Here is a 17695-nt window from a genome sequence, read left to right as displayed (position 1 = left end):
GACTTTAGCCCAATTTTATGGTTTTTCCAGTTTTTGCTGCCTGATAAATGGCTTCTACAATACGGATATCCCTCATGCCTTCTTCACCGGGGACGAGCTGTGGCTTATTCTGCATAATCGCCAGGGCATCTTCATCCATTTGTTTGGCTTGCTGGTTATCCACCGGATAGCGAATTTCTCCCAGCGTACTGAACCCCTTGTTGCCGTTGTAGGCCGAAAACGCATCCATGTGCAACTGCCCTTTGTCATAATTCACTTTCAGGAAGTTGGTCTGTATCCCATGGCTGCCGGTACAGCTGGCCACAGCTCCACTTGGGAAATGCAGTTGAAAATGAGTGATTTCATCGGCATCGCTGAATATCTCGGGGCGGTTGGTAACATGTTGCGCAGTAAGAGAAACAGGTTCTTCACCAGCCGCCAGTCTCGCGCCCTGCAGCGCATACACCCCCATGTCATACATGGCCCCTCCGCCCATTTCACGCTTCACTTTCCAGTTTCCTGCCCTGCTTTCCCGGTAACCTGCGGCACAGGAAATTAACTGTACGTTCCCCAATCTTTTTTCACGGGCAATACGCATGTATTCCTGCGTATTAGGGTCGTGCTGGCAACGATAACCAATGGACAGGCTTCTCTTATTATCCTTGCAGGCCCTGATCATTTCTTCACATTCCCGGGCATTCATCGCCATCGGTTTTTCACAAAAAACATGTTTTCCCGCTTTGGCTGCCCGTATCGTGTATTCCTTATGAAGGACGGGAGGCAGAACAATATATACTACGTCAATTTCCGGGTTATTGGCTATCTGATCAAAGCTTTTATAATTATAAATATTTTTATCAGGAATATTGTACTTATTCTTCCAGGCCTCGGCTTTCTCAGGTGAACCTGTCACAATACCCGCCAGATAACAGTTTTTGGTTTTCTGAAGGGCCGGGGCGAGCAGATCGGTGCTGTAATAGCCGAGCCCAACCAAGGCTACACCCAGCCTTTCCTTTGGTTTGTTAAACGCGATGGCACAAGGAGAAAACAGGGAGGCGGTGACCAGCCCGGCGCCGGCCATCAAAAAATCGCGGCGGGAAAATGGAGTGATTATTTTCGGTTCCATAAGTCAGGTTTTTCCTCTCTAAGGCAACGGGCGTGAATAACTACTTAAATGGCAGGAAGAAGTATAGGAAGACGGTAAATAACAAGGGTAAAAGAAATTTTCCTGGATTTTGGCCAAAGAAAAAGGGGCCGTTTCCGACAGACGGGGTACTAAAATTTACCGGTCTGTTGCGGTTTACGTTTTGATATTCGTAATTCGCAGAACATTATTTAATCTGTTTCCCCTATGAGCAATTCCGAGATCGTCGAAGTACTGGAACTAACAGCCAAATTACTGGAACTCCATGGCGCGGACCCTTTTAAGATCAAAGGTTACGGTGTTGCGGCATTTTACCTGGATAAGTATAAGGACGGAGAGCTCCAGCATATGACCCTGGACGAACTTACGAAGCTGCAGGGGGTAGGGAAAAGTACTGCTGCCAAAATTATCCAGATTGCCCAAACCGGTACTTTTCCCGAACTCGAAGAGCTGCTGGGCAACACGCCGCTGGGGGTAATGGAAATGTTCAATATTAAAGGTATTGGTCCTAAAAAAATAGCCGTCCTGTGGCGGGATCTGGGGATTGATAACCTCCACGAACTGGAACTGGCCTGTCTGAACGGAACGGTTGCCAGCGTAAAAGGCTTTGGAGGAAGTACACAACAGAAGATACTGGAATCGCTCGCTTTCCTTAAGAATCAGGCAGGTAAGCTCAGGATGGATAAGGCTGAGGCCGTGGCGGATGTGATCGTTAAAGCATTACAGAAACATTTTCCGGTTGTGCTGGTAGCCGGGGATATACGTAGGAAGGCGGAAATTGTGGAATCTGTTAAAATTCTGGTGGAAACGGAATCTCCCGGATTGCTTCAAAATATACTTACAGGCATCGAATTCCTGATTCAGGATATCAAAAAGTCTTCTCCTTTTGTCTGGAGGGGAAATGTGCAGGATGTGGCCGTTGAAATTGAAATTCTGGCCGTAAAGCCTGAAAGGCTGGTGAACGAACTGTTTCTGGAAAGTGCAGCGGATCTGCACCTGGGGCATCCCACTGCCGCAGGTACCTCTATCTGGAGGCAGGTATATCATGATACTTTCGAAAACGAGGAGGCTATTTATGAAAAGGCTGGGCTACCCTACATCGTTCCCGAAATGCGTGAAGGGGCCGGGGAGTTTCTTTGGGCCGAGACACATACCAACGCCGACCTCATTACCTGGGACGACCTGAAGGGGATTTTACATAACCATAGCACCTATTCGGACGGACAGCATACGCTGGAACAAATGGCGCTTTTCTGCCAGGAACTGGGTTTTGAGTACCTGGGTATTGCAGATCATTCCCAAACGGCAACCTATGCCCAGGGTTTGAAAATAGAAGAGGTACTTCGTCAGCATGAAGAAATTGCGAAGCTTAATGCCCGGTTTGCTGCGGAAAATCCAGCTAAGCCTTTTAAAATATTAAAAGGAATAGAATCCGATATTCTAGGAGATGGCTCTCTGGATTATCCTTCGGAGATCCTCGCCTCGTTTGACTACATCGTGGCGTCGGTTCACAGTAATCTCTCTATGTCGCTTGATAAGGCTACCGCCCGTTTGTTGAAAGCAATTGAAAACCCATATACCACCATCCTTGGACACCCAACGGGCCGTCTGCTGCTGTCTCGGGAGGGTTATCCTATTGACCATAAAGTGATTATAGATGCCTGTGCTGCAAATCATGTTGTGGTTGAAGTCAATGCCTCTCCCTGGCGGCTCGACCTGGACTGGCGGTGGATTGCCTACTGCATGGAGAAAGGCGTTCTCCTGAGCATCAATCCCGACGCACATGCCAAGGAAGGATATTATGATATGCATTATGGTGTGGCCGTTTCCCGCAAAGGCGGGCTTACCAAAGAAATGACTTTTAATGCTTTTTCTCTGCAGGAAATAGAAGCATACCTCGGGAAACGGCTGGGCCGGTGAGCGCATTCAAAAGCTGATGCTGCCGGTTAGGAATCTGCTTTGGGTACAAATTCCAGAATACCGGTTTTGAGTGCGTCGATCAGCCGGGTTTTGATCTGCTCACGGTTGACGGCCAGGCATATTTCCCGGGTGGGTTCAGGAAAACGGAAACTCCTGATAAATGTTTTGCGGTCTTCGGAAAGCTCCATCACGGCGAGTTCCGGGAGTATGGTTATCCCTCCGTTTTTATCAACCATGCGCATCAGTGTTTCTATACTTCCAGACCGGTACTGAAAACTGCTGCCGAATTCACTGTTCCTGCTCAGTTCACAAAGTTTCTGGATTTGGGTACGGAAACAGTGGCCTTCTTCCAGCAGCCACAGTTCATTGGGTTCTATATCCGTTGGCAGGATATATTGTTTGTTGAAAAGCCCGGTATCTTTGGAAACATAGGCATAAAACCGCTCCTTGTATAAAGGAATCTCCTGCAAGGCATTATCCTCCGAAACCGAAGCTACTATACCTGCATCCAGATTTCCCAGCTTCAGTTCGCTGATGATACGTTCGGTAATCATCTCCGATACATGGAGCCTGATGTCAGGATAATTTCTGATGAAGGGCTGAACAAAATGGGGTAAAAGGTAAGGCGCGATGGTGGGAATAATCCCGATTCTCAGCTCGCCAGACAGGTCGCCATTGAAATGCCTGGCAATTTCATTCAGTCTGCCAGACTCACGCAGGATCGTTTTGGCCTGGTCAATGATCTGACGACCGATGCCGGTGGGTACGATGGGCTGTTTGGTCCTGTCAAAAATTTTGATCCCAAGCTCTTCTTCAAGTTTGCGGATCATCATGGAAAGCGTGGGCTGAGTTACATTGCAATGTTCTGCTGCCTGAACAAAATGCCGGTGATTATCTACTGCAACAATATATTCTAGCTGTTGGATGTTCATGAAACCTTTTCAATAGGTACTTCCTGTGTATAAATTATTTTTATACAAATATAAAAACTATTGGTTTGGATTATAAATTAGTTTCGGGTGGGGAGATCGCATCAGAAACCCGGTGTAATTTTTTTTGGTATTAAAATAATATTAAATATGCTGTAATTGAGTACTATATACTGGCGCAGTCATGTGAATGTTTAGGGAAATACGTAATATAGCGTAAGATTTTAGCACTTCAATTTAAAACCATTTTCAAAAATGAAAAATCTGAAAACACTTGTATTGGCCTGGTTACTGGCTGTTTCCGGGTCGGTTTTTGCGCAAAATGCACAACCCGCAACGGCTCCGGCCAAAAAGCAGACCAAGACAGAAAAAACCCAGGCACCGGCCGGAACAAAATTGAAAAAAGATGGTACACCAGATAAGAGATATGCAGAGAACAAGAAACTGAAAAAGGATGGCACGCCGGACAAGCGCTATAAGGAGCATAAAGATACCGTGAAGGCTGGTAAAAAGCCCAATTAAGCCAGATTAAAAAAAATCAGCAGGAAATTTAGGGTGAATGCCCGGCGGGTTGTCATGTAAATGATAAACCAACGCCGGGCATTTTATTTTGTGAAAATGATTGCAGCAGACGCAACAGATACTGAAAAGCTCATTCTTAACAAGGAGAGGGAAAGAGATTTTGAACAGGTATTTAAAACTTACTTTAAAGGTCTGCATGCTTATGCGTGCACCATCCTCCGAGACGAGATCGTGGCAGAAGAAATGGTCCAGAATGTTTTCTGCCGGCTTTGGGAAAAAACGGATCAGATTGAGATCCGGGAATCGGTGAGCGGATATCTGTACAGGTCGGTATACCATGAGAGTCTTAATTACCTCAAACACCTCAAGGTACGGGACGCCTATCAGGCGCATGCATTATACCACATAGAAACCGCTAACAGTACTGCGGAACATCTGGCGCATAGAGAATTGCAGGAACGCCTGGAGATGGCTTTGAAAGAGTTACCTGAAAAATGCAGGACCATTTTTCAGCTGAGCCGTTTTGAGGAACTAAAGTACCAGGAGATAGCCGACCGTCTGCAGTTACCGGTTAAGATGGTTGAAAACCAGATGGGCAAAGCATTGAGGCTGCTCCGTCTGAAACTGGTGGATTTTCTGCCAGTGTCTTTAATTTTATTTTTAATGAGCTAATACTAAGGATCATGCATACGGAACCAAATAAAACAATAGATGATCTGCTGGTAAAACGCATACTGGGAGAAGCGTCGGAGACTGAGAAGGAACAGATAAATACCTGGGTGAATAAGGAACCCGAAAACTACAGGTACCTGACCCACTTTCAGTTGATCTGGGAGCAAAGCGGAAAGGTAACAGTACACCAGACGGTAGACGAGGAGGCTGCGTGGAGACGGTTCAGAGAGCGGGTGGATACCATGGAGCCACTGTCCGACGAGAGGGAAACGGTGCCGGTAACCAAGCTGTGGCGGAGCATATTGAGAATTGCAGCGATTCTTCTGTTCCTCGCGGGCGCAGGCTGGCTGGTATATATCCAGGATCAAAAAGATTATCAGCAGCTTACGGTCTACTCGGGAGCGGAAAGCGTGACAGATACCCTACCGGATGGCTCGGTGGTAACGCTCAATAAAAGATCTTCAATTTCCTATCCGGATCATTTCAAAGGTTTGAAAACCAGGCAGATCGTCCTGAACGGGGAAGCGTTTTTTAATGTAACCCCCGACAAAAGCAAACCTTTTGTGATCACCGTGAATGACGTCACTATCACTGTGGTGGGTACTTCTTTTAACGTTAAAAGCAGCGAAGTCAAAACGGAGGTAATTGTGGAAACCGGGCTGGTGGAGGTAGCCAAAAAAAGTGAAAAGGTGCAGGTCAGGCCCAAAGAGCGTGTAACGGCTTCCAAGGACAAACCGGGGCTGAGCACCGGGCGGAATGATGATGCGTTTTATACCTATTACCGCACCGGAAGGCTGGTTTGCGATGACACCCCACTGTGGAAACTGGTTCAAAAATTGAATGAAGTTTATGCAGCAGACATTCGTATTGGCAATGAATCTATCCGTAATTTCCCGATCAATACTACATTTGATCAGCAGCCTCTGGCCGAAATATTAACAGTGATCAGCGGGACTTTTGATATAACTATTCAACACAAAGGTGAGCAGATCATTTTGAAATAGTGGTTAACTTGCCGCATGACTTTTAGATTTACTTCTGCCAAAATCTGGTTTTTTACGTTAGCTGCTCTCATTGGGGCAGCTACGGGCAGTTATGCGCAGCATTTTCTTGGTAAAAGGATATCCTTGAGTGTAAACCGGCAGCCCGTGGCCGAGGTACTCAAAACGATCGGTACGCAGGGTGGCTTTTATTTTTCCTACAATAGTAACATCATCCCGGGCGACAGCATCGTTACGGTATCCTACCGTTCCATGCCGGTAAAGGACATCCTGGATCAGTTGCTCAAAGGTACCTATCAGTATAAAGAAACTGGTAATTATGTCATTTTGCAAAAGGCCGTTAGGGAGAAATTGGTATTGGTAAGCGGCAGTGTGCTCGATGAAGAAACCGGTTCTCCGGCCGACTATGCCAGCGTGTATTCCAAAACACAGCTCGTTTCAGCCCTTACAGATGAGGCAGGGTATTTTCGGTTGCGGGTGAAAGACGGAATGTTTCCTTTTTCCATAACCGTCAGCAAAGTGGGTTATGGAGATACTACGCTCACCATACATTCTGGCAGTGAAGTACAGATCCGGATCAGGCCGCGGGCAATTGAGCTGGACACAGTTTTGGTAAGGTTTTCGGATGCCGGAAGAACATGGCTCGGGCGGTTGCTCGTTTCTTCACGTCTGCGTCTGCAGAGCCGTAACATCGGACGGTTTTTTGTGTCACTTCCTTACCAGGCCTCTTTAACTCCCGGACTTGGTACCCATGGTAAAATGAGTTCGCAAGTCGAAAATAAGGTATCTCTCAATCTGATAGGTGGATATACCGGGGGAGTGAATGGCGTTGAGGTTGCCGGTGTATTTAACATTGCCAGGCGAGATGTGAAGTATTTTCAGGCTGCCGGCCTTTTTAATGTGGCCGGTGGAAATGCCGACGGTCTCCAGGCGGCCGGTTTCCATAATCAGGTACTCGACTCACTGAAGGGCTTACAAGCGGCGGGATTCAGTAATATTCTTAACCAAACCCTTTATGGCGTACAGGCCGCAGGCGTTGTGAATAAGGCGGATGGGCGTATCAAAGGCGCTCAGGTGGCGGGGGCACTGAATCTGGCGCGCAATGGCGGGACGGGTTTTCAGGCATCCGGCGTATTCAATTATACGGCGGGTAAATTTCATGGCGTGCAGGTATCCGGTGGAGTGAATGTTGCCCGGGAAGAGATAGCAGGTGTACAGCTTGCTTGCGTGGGCAATTTTGCAAAACATAAAAGTGCCGGCATGCAACTCGGCGTCATCAATTATGCCCGGCGGTTAAAAGGTTTTCAGTTGGGGGTAATCAATGTTGCCGATAGCTCCTCAGGCGTAAGTCTTGGTTTCATCAATATTGTCAGGCAGGGTATCTCCAACATAGCCGTCTACAGCAATGAGATCGCCCCTTGGAACATTGCCTGGAAAACAGGCAACCGGAACCTGTATACCATGCTGATTGCCGGAGTTGGTTATGGATCTAATAAGGTATATACCTTTGGAATGGGAGTCGGGAAAGAGTTCGGGTTGAGCAAAGGCCTGCTTTTGCAAACCGAAATATCAAGCCAAAACGTATACCTGGGACAGTGGGAAAATTCTCCCGTCCTGTTACGTCTGCAGACCGCGCTTTCGGTCCGGCTCAACAAACGTTTCTCGGTCTTCGGCGGGCCGTCATTTACCCATTTTTACTCCGAACAAACGGAGGCTGTCAGCGGCTACAAATCTTTCCCGCTGGAATCTTATGCCCATATCAAAATGAACCGGAATACTGCGGCCTGGTTTGGCTGGCAGGGTGGGATGAGCTGGAGATACGGCAGGTAATCACAATTGTTTCTTTCTATGCATAATACAATCTGCAGTCAGTTTACGGATTTTTATTGTGTTTATTTTCAGGTACTTGCGTTTAGGTTTGTGTCGTCGTTTTAAAAATATATCCAAAGAATTTAGGGTAATAGGATTCAAGGGTGTCAGTAATGAGCACACCGGAGCACGACGGATTGAAGGCCTGCAATCCTGAAATGAAGCTGCGGTATGTAGTTTATTTTAGGATCAATTTAAGATACAGATACCATGAGAAATTACCCGAATACATTGCTGGCCTTTTTGTTTTTATTTATATCGCTGAATTTATCGGCACAGCAGGAAAAGAAAAGAGCAGTTCACGCAGGCCTTATTTACCCTTTAAGTACCAATGGTCTTCAGGCCGGGGAGTATACCAACGCATTTTCTGTCCATGCCGTTGCAGGATACTCGAAAGCTGAAACCGGAACGGCAATTGCCGGTTTCGGGAATGTGACAAAATCAAGCTCCGGGGTATTGATAGCGGGTTTTGGAAACGTGGTTCAGGATTCGGCGAAAGGCGTTCAGATCGCAGGTTTTGCCAATGTAGCAAAAATACGTTCCAGTGCTTTTCAGGTAGCAGGTTTTGCCAACATGGCGAGAGGCGATGCGTCGGGGCAGGTTTCTGGTTTTTGCAGTGTGGCAAGAGGAGAGGTAAGAGGGGTACAGCTTTCGGGATTTCTGAACTGCGCCCATGAAGTGAACACCCAGATTTCCGGCTTCATCAATATCGCAAAGCGGGTAAAAGGAGTGCAACTGGCAGGATTTATCAACGTTGCCGACAGCAGCGATTATCCCATCGGGCTGGTCAACATTATCAAAACAGGTGAAAAGAGTGTTGCGCTCAGTATTGACGAGACCATGACCACGATGGCTTCTTTCCGTTCGGGAGGTAGGGTTATGTACGGGGTGATTGGTGTGGGTTATAATTTGAAAAATACCGGCAAATCTCTCTATGGTGCAGAGGCAGGCTTTGGGGCGCACGTCCGGCTGGCCAGTGATGTCCGGCTGAACCTCGAAATGGTGAGCCAGACCCTTAGTGATTTTAAGGGTACCGATTATTTCAAGAGTTCGATCAGGGTTTTACCTGGATACAAATTTGGTAAGAAACTGGAGGTTTATGCCGGACCAACTTTTAACTACATTGATTACGGCCAGAATGAGACCACGAACCTCATAAAGAGGTATGTATGGAGCCGCAACAAAAATAATGGCGACCTGCAGGGATTGTATTTCGGAGTGAATGCCGGTATTCAGATTTTACTCTGATCCATGACCAGACCAATCATCTGGAAGTCGGCCCCGGGAGTTTATTCGTTCCGTATACCCAATATCCGATTGTCACTGATATTCGCATTTTACAGGACGCTGTCGGGTCTTATTGCCCTGCTACTGCTTTACCTCTGGCCCTATCGTCGGGAAGTCATCAGGAAAAATCTGGCAGGCAGCTTTCCTGAAATGCCCGAAACCGAAAGGAGAGGTATTCAGAAAAGATACCTCAAGCATGTCGCAGACCTGGTATCAGAGACTTTCCTGATCACGCACCTTAAAAGGAATGAGCTTACAAACGTTGTTCAGTTTGAAAATATTTCTTTGCTGAAAAATTTAATCCAGTCAGGAAACAGTATCGTGCTGATGGCGTCCCATTATGGGAACTGGGAATATCTCCGTACGCTTCCCATGCTTGTTTCCTGTGATGTGTACGCTGCCTATGCCCCGTTGTCTAACCGTTTCTTAAATTCTAAACTACTGAATATAAGGGGAAAACACGGAGCGCGGCTGATACCCAAAAACGACTGGCTCAGAAAGGTACTGATGCATGGGGGCGATCCTTCGGTTTTTGTTACCATCGCAGACCAGCGGCCCGTAGTGCCGGGCAGGGCGGAGGTGTCATTTCTGAATCAGAAGACACATGTGCAGGCTGGTCCTGAGCTTATTGCACGAAAGCTGAATTGCGCGGTGGTGTATATGGATGTAGTCAAAATTGGAAAAAACAAATACCGGTACCGTTTTGATTTAATTTCTGTAAATGGTAAAACAGAATCACCGGAAAGCATCATGTATAAGTATTATGTACTTCTGGAACAGACCATCCGAAGAAAGCCAGAATACTGGCTTTGGTCACATAACCGATGGAAGTATACGTAAGTTATTGTGGGTTACAAGTTTGGGGTGAAATTGTAGCATTTATGGGCAAAAAGGATACTTGTCGCCCCACCTTGAAAAATGAGGGAATTTTGTAAAGTACTGATTTTCAGAATAATTTATTCTTTTTAGTGATAGAGGTACCATTCTTTTGGCAAGATGCGGTAATTGAAATTTACCACATTACTTACTAAAACTTAACGGATTATGAGAAAATTAGCGTTCATGGGTGTGTTCTTGTTAGTGGCAGCAATGGGATGTAAAGACGATGACGATGAAACAGAAACTCCGACGCCCGTCTTACCGGAGCTTAAAGTTACATCCACACTGGCAGGTACAACTGCGATTCCCGCGAACCCTTCAACTGCAACAGGAGAAGTAGAAGGTACGCTTGATCAGGAAACACGGATTTTAAAGTTAAACGTCATGTATAGCGACTCCGCCATGTCGGATACCACTGCAAGTGATTCACTTATGCCGTTTGTTCCAACGGCCTGGCACATTTATAAAGCATCGGCCGACAGCCTAGGTACGTCGGTGATCAATCTGGGCACTACCTTCACATCCCCATTTGCTTTCACAGACACGCTTACAGCCGATCAGGTCACTGATCTGAAGGCAGGTAATTACTATCTGAATATCGGAACGGCCAAATACCCGAACGGGGAAGTCAGAGGAAAGCTCACAGCCGCCGAGTAGAAAGCATACCTATATATGCACTATTATTAAATCAGATTTTCAAAAAAAGCGATTCTTCCGGGAATCGCTTTTTTTGTGAAAGCAGATTCAACGTCCGTTAGGTGGCTACGAAAACTCCATGCTGTATTAAATAATTCGTAAAAAAGACTATTTTCGTACGATTACAAAAGCCCGAAGCATATCTCCAAATTTTAATGCATACACAATTACCCTTTCTGCTTGCAATGATCATTGCCATTGTGTTGCTCAATACGCTGGCAAATAAACTCCGCATTGCCTATCCCATTCTGCTTGTTGTAGCAGGCCTGACGGTGGGTTTCCTTCCTGGCTTGCCTATGGTAAGGATTGATCCCGATTTGATCTTTTTTATTTTTTTGCCGCCGCTTCTTTTTGAAGCATCGTGGAGTATCTCTTTCAAGGAAATGAAAAAGTGGTGGCGCATCATTGGCAGTTTTGCTTTTCTGGTTGTGTTTTTTACCGCGTCGTCGGTAGCGGTGGTAGCCTATTATTTTATCCCGGGTTTTACCCTGGCGCTTGGCTTCCTGCTGGGCGGGATTGTATCTCCACCCGATGCGGTAAGTACCGGGGCTATCACCAGATTTGTGAAAATCCCTAAAAACACAGCGGCAATTCTGGAAGGCGAAAGCCTGCTGAACGACGCCTCTTCCCTGATCATTTTTCGTTTTGCCCTGATTGCTGCTGTCACAGGTCAGTTTGTCTGGCAGGAAGCGGCCCTGAGTTTCCTCTGGATGGTAACAGGTGGGGTGGGAGTGGGCCTCCTGCTGGCCTGGGTTTTCGTTCAATTACACAGGCGGCTTCCGCTGGATGCGCAATCCAACATTGCACTAACCATCATTGAACCCTATTTTATGTACTGGCTTGCGGAGCAGCTTCATTGTTCTGGTGTACTGGCAGTGGTGAGCGGTGGTTTGTTTTTATCATCCAAGCGGCTTTTGTTCTTGAACAGTACCAGTCGTATTCAGAGCTTCAGTGTTTGGGGGAGTTTTGTATTCATTTTAAATGGAGTGGTATTCCTGCTGATCGGCCTTGAGCTTCCTGAAATTGTGGAAGGGATGCGGGATAATGGTATCCCCTTATATACTGCCATTGGTTCGGGTATTCTGATCACTGTGGTGCTGATCGGTGCACGGATCATTAGTTCCTATGCGGCGCTTCTGGCTACGATTATATTTCGGCCGAGTGTAACCCCACCCGCGCGGTCGGTCCGGAGGCGCTGGCTGATGCCTCTTTTGCTTGGCTGGACGGGGATGCGCGGGGTGGTGTCACTGGCTGCGGCCCTGGCTATACCCATTGCACTGGATAATGGGACGGCTTTCCCGCAAAGGAGCCTTATTCTTTTTATCACTTTCATTGTGATATTGCTTACGTTGGTGGTACAAGGACTTACACTACCGTATCTGATTAAAAGGACCGGATTGTTTGAAGGTGCCCCGGAGGCGGAATCAGAAGAGCTGACCAGGCGAAAAATGAAACAGGGCCTTAAAAAACAGATATATGAGTTCCTTAAAAACAAGTATGACAATGAGCTGAATGGCCATGCCGGTATGGAGAAATTCCTGAAACAATGGGAAGAGCGCACCAAAGCCACCGATGACAGCTGGATGAATGAAAAAACAAAGGTGATTTTTGTGGAACTGCTCGAAATCCAGCGGCAGTATCTTACCGAACTCAATAAGGACCCGAAAATTGATGAAGATATGATCCGTCAGCAGTTGTATCAGATCGATCTGGAGGAGGAGCGGCTTAAGGTTATCTAATCATCAATTTGTTAAAGACATAACCGTTAGGCATAGACAAGTCCCGTTTGGAACATCAGTTTTAAAGAAAGGAGATGTCGTTTGAACGAGGTGTGCCGTAGGTACTCTACAACATATCTAAAAAGGGCAGGTTCCGTGCAATTAAAAGCATATCTTTTAATTATTATGCAGTTTGTAGATTTCTGTGATTATCTTTGCAGTGACATGAACTCGTGATGTGTAATTCCAGTAATGAAGTTGAGAAGTTCCGGTAAACAATGGATTGGTTTTGGCCTGCTTGCACTAATGCTTGTAAAAGCATGCGTGATTCCATTGATATGCCTGGACTACGAAATCAGAAAAGATTACATTGCCAAGACGCTTTGTGTAAACAGAAACAAGCCAATGCTCCAGTGTAACGGAAAATGTTATCTGGCCAAAAAATTGGCTCAGGCGGAAAAGCAGCAACAGCGGCAGGCCGAGCAGGACTATATGTCCAGTCTGATCCATCAGGTAATGGATGCCACGGATAGTTACTCGTTCAGTGCTCCTGCCATGACAGCCGAAGTGTATTTAACCCCAGATTTTTCTTATAAAACCGTATTTCTGGGACGCATTGTGTCCGACAATGTTTTTCATCCCCCGCTGGTTTAGTTTTACACTGAACGTATTTTAAATCCTGTCTTCACAGGTAATTTTTCAATATTTCATTGATCCGGAGTTGGCAACCATCCAAAGGTGCTGATTTTGATACTATTTATAATTATGAAAAGTATTTTTTATAAATGCTTTGCTGCAGCTTGTGCAGTAATCATTTTGTTTTCATTGCATTCCTGTTCCGATTCAGGAATATCGCCGGATCCAGCGGCGGAAGGTGGTCAGATTCGTCTGGAGTTTGACAATGTTGTCGGAGATAAAAATCTGGTATTGAACGGGGTAACCTATCAGAATGCATCTGGCGAGGACTTTGTGGTAACGAAGTTCAATTATTTCATATCCAACATCAAACTTACCAAGGCTGATGGTACCGTATTTACAGTTCCGCAGGATTCCAGTTACTTTCTCATCAAGGAGGATACCAAAACTTCACAATTTGTAACATTAAATAATATTCCGCTGGGGGATTACACCGCTGCCGAATTTATGGTAGGTGTGGACAGCGCCCGTAATACCGCCCCGATTGAGAAACGGCAAGGAGTATTGGATCCTTCGGGATCCATGGCGGACGACGGTATGTATTGGGCCTGGAACTCGGGATACATTTTTCTGAAACTGGAAGGTACCTCGCCAAAGGGAAATCCGGTGAACGGTAAATTTTATTATCATATCGGGCTCTTTGGGGGCTACAACGAAAAAACAGTCAATAACACAAGAGTCGTGAAAGTAAACTTCGGCTCGCTGAAGGCAGGAGTTACTGCAAGTGAAGTACCCGAAGTCCATTTTTTAGTGGATGTGCTGAAAGTGTTTAATGGCCCGGGTACTAACATCAAAATCGCTGAATATAACAGCATCATGGGAGGGCAGCCGGAAAAATCGCAGCAGATTGCAAACAATTATGTCAATATGTTCACCCTGGACCATATTCATTGATTCTTACCTGTTGTACTGAAATGAATAAAACGGTCTTATTTCTGACTTTACTGGTCATAGCCTTGGGTTGTCAAAAGAATGACGAGAAGGAGCCTGAGCCAGTCAAAACCGGACCGACGCCTCTCACCTGGACCAAGCCGGCTGGGTTTCCCGACCCGGTATATGACCTCTCTCGCAACCCGTTGACGGAAGAGGGTGTGGAGCTAGGAAGGTTTCTTTTCTATGACGGCATACTGTCCCGAACCAACCAGGTAGGGTGCGGTACTTGTCACCAGCAACAGGCTGCCTTTACACATCACGGTCACGAGCTAAGCCATGGTGTGGACGATCGGCTGGGGGTACGTAATTCCCCGGCTGTACAGAACATGGCATGGAGTGATTCCTTTTTCTGGGATGGCGGTGTGCACGACCTGGACCTTTTTCCTTTCAATCCGATTGAAAATCCTGTTGAAATGGATGAGAAGGTAACCAATGTGCTGGACAAGCTGAGGAAAACACCCAATCCCGCATCAAAAATTCCGGTGGACTATCCCAAAATGTTCAAAGCAGCTTTTGGAACGGATGAAATCAACTCCGAGCGTATGATGAAAGCGTTATCTCAGTTTATGGTGACAATGGTTTCGGCCGGTTCAAAATACGATTATTACAGGGCGGGAGATGCCGCAGCACTCAACACCCAGGAGAAGGAGGGGTTGGTGTTATTCCAGAAAAATTGCAGCTCGTGCCATGCCGGAGTGCTGTTCACCGACCATAGCTTCAGGAACAATGGCCTGGCGCCCATGATGAACAATGACCTGGGACGAGGGGCAATCACGGGGAATGAGGCGGATCATTATAAATTTAAGGTACCAAGCCTTCGCAACGTAGGCTTGACCGGCCCGTATATGCATGATGGCCGCTACCATTCGCTGGAAGAAGTACTGGATCACTATACCGACAGTGTTCAAAAACTCACTACGCTGGATCCGTTGCTTATTCAGCAAAATGGAAAAACAGGTATAGCCTTAACTGCAACCGAAAAGCAGGCACTTATTGCTTTCTTAAAAACGCTGTCGGACGAACAATTCATTCGCGAAGCTAAACTGTCGGATCCGGGTATCGGAACTGCTTTCTAATTGAAATTCCTATGAAAATTAAATACAGATTATTACTCTCTTTCATTTGCGCAGCCCATATTTCAATGGCCTGCGATATTTGCGGCTGTGCAAACAGTGGTTCTTACTTCGGGCTGCTGCCACAATCCAACAAATCACTGATCGGGGTACGTTACCAAAGGCTTAACTTTGTAACCCACCCAGACAGTAAAGTACTCCGTACCCAGGAACATTTCAATCTGGGTGAAGTATACGCCAGATTTTTCCCGATCAAAAGGGTGCAGGTTATGGCATTTGTGCCTTACCGCGTTGACCGTCAGGTTACATCGGCTGATGTAAAAAAACAGAATGGACTGGGCGATATCACTGTTCTGGCCAACTATAATATTCTAAATACTTTAATGGACAAGGAGAGTTCCGGTGCTATTACGCACACACTGATGGTAGGCGGTGGAATCAAATTGCCCACGGGTAAGTTTAAATTTGATGAAAACAATACCCTGGAAGTTGCCAATGCCAATTTTCAGTTGGGCACCGGAAGCACAGATTTTATCCTGAACGCCTTTTACACGGTGAATCTGAATCAATGGGGACTGGCTACCAATGTCTCACGTAAGTTTAATACTACCAATTCCCAAAATTACAAGTTTGGCGATCAATTGTTTGGTACCATAGACCTATACCGTTCCTTTAAGATCGGCGCTATATCCATTACGCCCAGCGTTGGTGTGTATGCCGAAAACGCAGAACATGGCAAAAAAGACGGCGAAATTCTGGAAATAACAGGCGGGAGACTTTTGAATGGTACAGCAGGGGTTACTTTTTTTTCTAATCGCTGGACACTGGGTGTGAACGGTCAGAAACCGCTTGCCCAAAAAAGCTCTTCCGGGCATGTCATTGCCAAGGAGAGAGTGTTGGTACAACTTGGATTTTTATTCTGATCGGTTATTTTAGTATCCGCCTTAGCACAATTTCATGCGATCTGTTTTAGCATACATACTGCTTTTTGCCGTAATGCTACCCACGCTGAGTCCGTGGGGAACAGTTGCTTATTTTAACATCAACCGGGCTTACATAGCCAGAGTACTCTGTGAAAACCGCGACAAGCCCACACTGAACTGTAACGGCAAGTGTTATCTGGCTAAAAAACTCAAAGAGCAGCAGAACAAAAAGGACAAGGAAACCACGGAGCGTGTAGAAAACATGCCGATTGCACAGCTCTTCTTCGTAGCGTCTCATGGGTTTACCTTTCCCAATCAGGTTTTTACGGTTACCTGCCTGCTGCGTTTCTTTTATCTGCTTCGGGTGTACACATCCCCCATTAACGATATCCTGCAACCACCCTGGTGGTAATGCTGCATTTCTTCAAAGCCTGTCAGCTGCTGATCATGTCATACGGGTTATCTCTGCCTCCCAGGGATGAATAGTCATGCGCATGGCAATGGGTGGGAGCCGTGTTTTCCAGGCTACGGTAAACGGCTTTCTGATGACCGATCTGTTATATCTAGGGTTGGTAGTTTTCCTGTAACAGGCCATAGTTGAATCGGATAAAATTTTTATAAAAAATTCAGTATCAATCAATTTTGCTTTTAAAATTAAAGAATATATGAAACGTATTTTCATTTTCGCATTGGCTGCGGCCCTTTTTACTTCTTGTTCTGACGATGATGCAGATACCGTAACACCAGCTGCGGGAGACATGGAGCTTACCTTTGACGCACGGGTTGGCGCTTCCGATTTTGCACTCAACAAGGATTTCACCATCGGCAGCCAGACCTACAACTTTACAAAGCTTCGCTATTGGGTCAGCAATGTGATCCTGGTGGACGCCAAAGGGGCTGAGTATAAGGTGCCCGATTCCTATTATCTGATCGAAGAAGTGGGAGATCTGGACCTTTCCGGGGTGATCAATGATAAAATGATATATCCTGCAAAAAAACGTGAAACGGTCCTTTTAAAGGATATTCCGGCCGGTGATTACAAAACGGTTAAATTTTCGATCGGGGTGGATTCCCAGCATAACGATAACCTGAGCCTCCAGTCGGGAGAGCTTTCGATCGGCAACGGAATGAGTAACATTGCCTGGATGTGGCATTCCAGCTACATTTTCAGCTCAGTGGGCGGTACTGTGAAACAAGGCAGCGACACCAAAAAGTTTACAACTGAAACCGGGCTGAATGCCAATTACAAAACGCTGAGTATCGATCTTCCTGCACCGGTTAATTCTGTAAGTGCTAAGGGAGTGGTGCTGAATGTGGATGTTAGCAAGATCTTTGACGGGGTAGATGTAATGCAAAACCCGACGATCAACGCCATGACGGCCCCTCTGATGTCCGCCGTAGCTACCAATTACGGAACCAAAGCAATCGCGTTCGGGACGGAAGTGAAATAAAAT

Annotated in this window: 17 protein-coding genes; 15 read left to right on the top strand and 2 right to left on the bottom strand. The window is 46.3% G+C overall.

What is annotated here, in order from left to right:
• Nucleotides 1-4: 4 nt before the first annotated feature.
• The gene (locus tag KOE27_RS28500) at nucleotides 5-1105 is read right to left on the bottom strand and encodes a Gfo/Idh/MocA family protein (protein ID WP_229253032.1); all 1101 of its coding nucleotides are present in this window, start codon (nucleotides 1103-1105) and stop codon (nucleotides 5-7) included.
• Nucleotides 1106-1330: 225 nt separating this feature from the next.
• Here KOE27_RS28500 and KOE27_RS28495 point away from each other — a divergent pair, with 225 nt between their 5' ends.
• Nucleotides 1331-3043 carry a DNA polymerase/3'-5' exonuclease PolX gene (locus KOE27_RS28495; protein WP_215242242.1) on the top strand — a complete coding sequence of 571 codons (1713 nt, stop codon included), beginning with the start codon at nucleotides 1331-1333 and terminating at the stop codon, nucleotides 3041-3043.
• 26 nt (nucleotides 3044-3069) lie between these two features.
• Here the strand turns inward: KOE27_RS28495 and KOE27_RS28490 are convergent, their stop codons facing one another.
• Nucleotides 3070-3975: a hydrogen peroxide-inducible genes activator gene (locus tag KOE27_RS28490; protein WP_215242241.1), complete on the bottom strand. Its 906-nt coding sequence runs from the start codon at nucleotides 3973-3975 to the stop codon at nucleotides 3070-3072.
• Nucleotides 3976-4227: 252 nt separating this feature from the next.
• Between KOE27_RS28490 and KOE27_RS28485 the strand changes: the two genes are divergently transcribed.
• The 14 genes from KOE27_RS28485 to KOE27_RS28420 all read left to right on the top strand — a co-directional run bounded on the left by KOE27_RS28485 (nucleotide 4228) and on the right by KOE27_RS28420 (nucleotide 17692).
• Nucleotides 4228-4494, top strand: coding sequence for a hypothetical protein (locus KOE27_RS28485; protein WP_215242240.1), 267 nt, complete (start codon nucleotides 4228-4230; stop codon nucleotides 4492-4494).
• A gap of 96 nt (nucleotides 4495-4590) precedes the next feature.
• A complete protein-coding gene (locus KOE27_RS28480; RefSeq protein ID WP_215242239.1) occupies nucleotides 4591-5166 on the top strand; it encodes an RNA polymerase sigma-70 factor in 576 nt (191 codons plus the stop codon).
• An 11-nt stretch (nucleotides 5167-5177) separates the two neighbouring features.
• Nucleotides 5178-6170, top strand: coding sequence for a FecR family protein (locus KOE27_RS28475; protein ID WP_215242238.1), 993 nt, complete (start codon nucleotides 5178-5180; stop codon nucleotides 6168-6170).
• Between the two features lie 15 nt (nucleotides 6171-6185).
• Nucleotides 6186-7997: an STN and carboxypeptidase regulatory-like domain-containing protein gene (locus tag KOE27_RS28470; RefSeq protein ID WP_215242237.1), complete on the top strand. Its 1812-nt coding sequence runs from the start codon at nucleotides 6186-6188 to the stop codon at nucleotides 7995-7997.
• Between the two features lie 249 nt (nucleotides 7998-8246).
• On the top strand, nucleotides 8247-9284 hold the full coding sequence (locus tag KOE27_RS28465; protein WP_215242236.1) for a hypothetical protein: 1038 nt from the start codon (nucleotides 8247-8249) through the stop codon (nucleotides 9282-9284).
• A gap of 3 nt (nucleotides 9285-9287) precedes the next feature.
• Nucleotides 9288-10163 (top strand): lysophospholipid acyltransferase family protein, encoded by an 876-nt coding sequence (locus KOE27_RS28460; RefSeq protein ID WP_215242235.1) that lies wholly within the window; start codon nucleotides 9288-9290, stop codon nucleotides 10161-10163.
• A 204-nt stretch (nucleotides 10164-10367) separates the two neighbouring features.
• Nucleotides 10368-10859, top strand: a complete 492-nt coding sequence (locus KOE27_RS28455; protein ID WP_215242234.1) for a CHRD domain-containing protein — start codon at nucleotides 10368-10370, stop codon at nucleotides 10857-10859.
• 194 nt (nucleotides 10860-11053) lie between these two features.
• Nucleotides 11054-12637, top strand: a complete 1584-nt coding sequence (locus tag KOE27_RS28450; RefSeq protein ID WP_215242233.1) for a Na+/H+ antiporter — start codon at nucleotides 11054-11056, stop codon at nucleotides 12635-12637.
• A gap of 231 nt (nucleotides 12638-12868) precedes the next feature.
• On the top strand, nucleotides 12869-13270 hold the full coding sequence (locus tag KOE27_RS28445; RefSeq protein ID WP_215242232.1) for a hypothetical protein: 402 nt from the start codon (nucleotides 12869-12871) through the stop codon (nucleotides 13268-13270).
• A 111-nt stretch (nucleotides 13271-13381) separates the two neighbouring features.
• On the top strand, nucleotides 13382-14206 hold the full coding sequence (locus KOE27_RS28440) for an MbnP family protein (RefSeq protein ID WP_215242231.1): 825 nt from the start codon (nucleotides 13382-13384) through the stop codon (nucleotides 14204-14206).
• A gap of 20 nt (nucleotides 14207-14226) precedes the next feature.
• Nucleotides 14227-15321, top strand: a complete 1095-nt coding sequence (locus KOE27_RS28435) for a cytochrome-c peroxidase (protein WP_215242230.1) — start codon at nucleotides 14227-14229, stop codon at nucleotides 15319-15321.
• 11 nt (nucleotides 15322-15332) lie between these two features.
• Entirely contained in the window at nucleotides 15333-16241 is a 909-nt protein-coding gene (locus KOE27_RS28430; RefSeq protein ID WP_215242229.1) for a hypothetical protein, read from the top strand.
• A gap of 34 nt (nucleotides 16242-16275) precedes the next feature.
• Nucleotides 16276-16653, top strand: coding sequence for a hypothetical protein (locus KOE27_RS28425; protein WP_215242228.1), 378 nt, complete (start codon nucleotides 16276-16278; stop codon nucleotides 16651-16653).
• Between the two features lie 253 nt (nucleotides 16654-16906).
• Nucleotides 16907-17692, top strand: a complete 786-nt coding sequence (locus KOE27_RS28420) for an MbnP family protein (RefSeq protein WP_215242227.1) — start codon at nucleotides 16907-16909, stop codon at nucleotides 17690-17692.
• Nucleotides 17693-17695: the final 3 nt, after the last annotated feature.

The sequence above is a fragment of the Dyadobacter sp. CECT 9275 genome (genome assembly GCF_907164905.1).
Classification (GTDB): domain Bacteria; phylum Bacteroidota; class Bacteroidia; order Cytophagales; family Spirosomataceae; genus Dyadobacter; species Dyadobacter helix.
The sequence above is the reverse complement of the archived record's forward strand: the minus strand, read 5'-3'. Positions and strand labels throughout refer to the sequence as shown.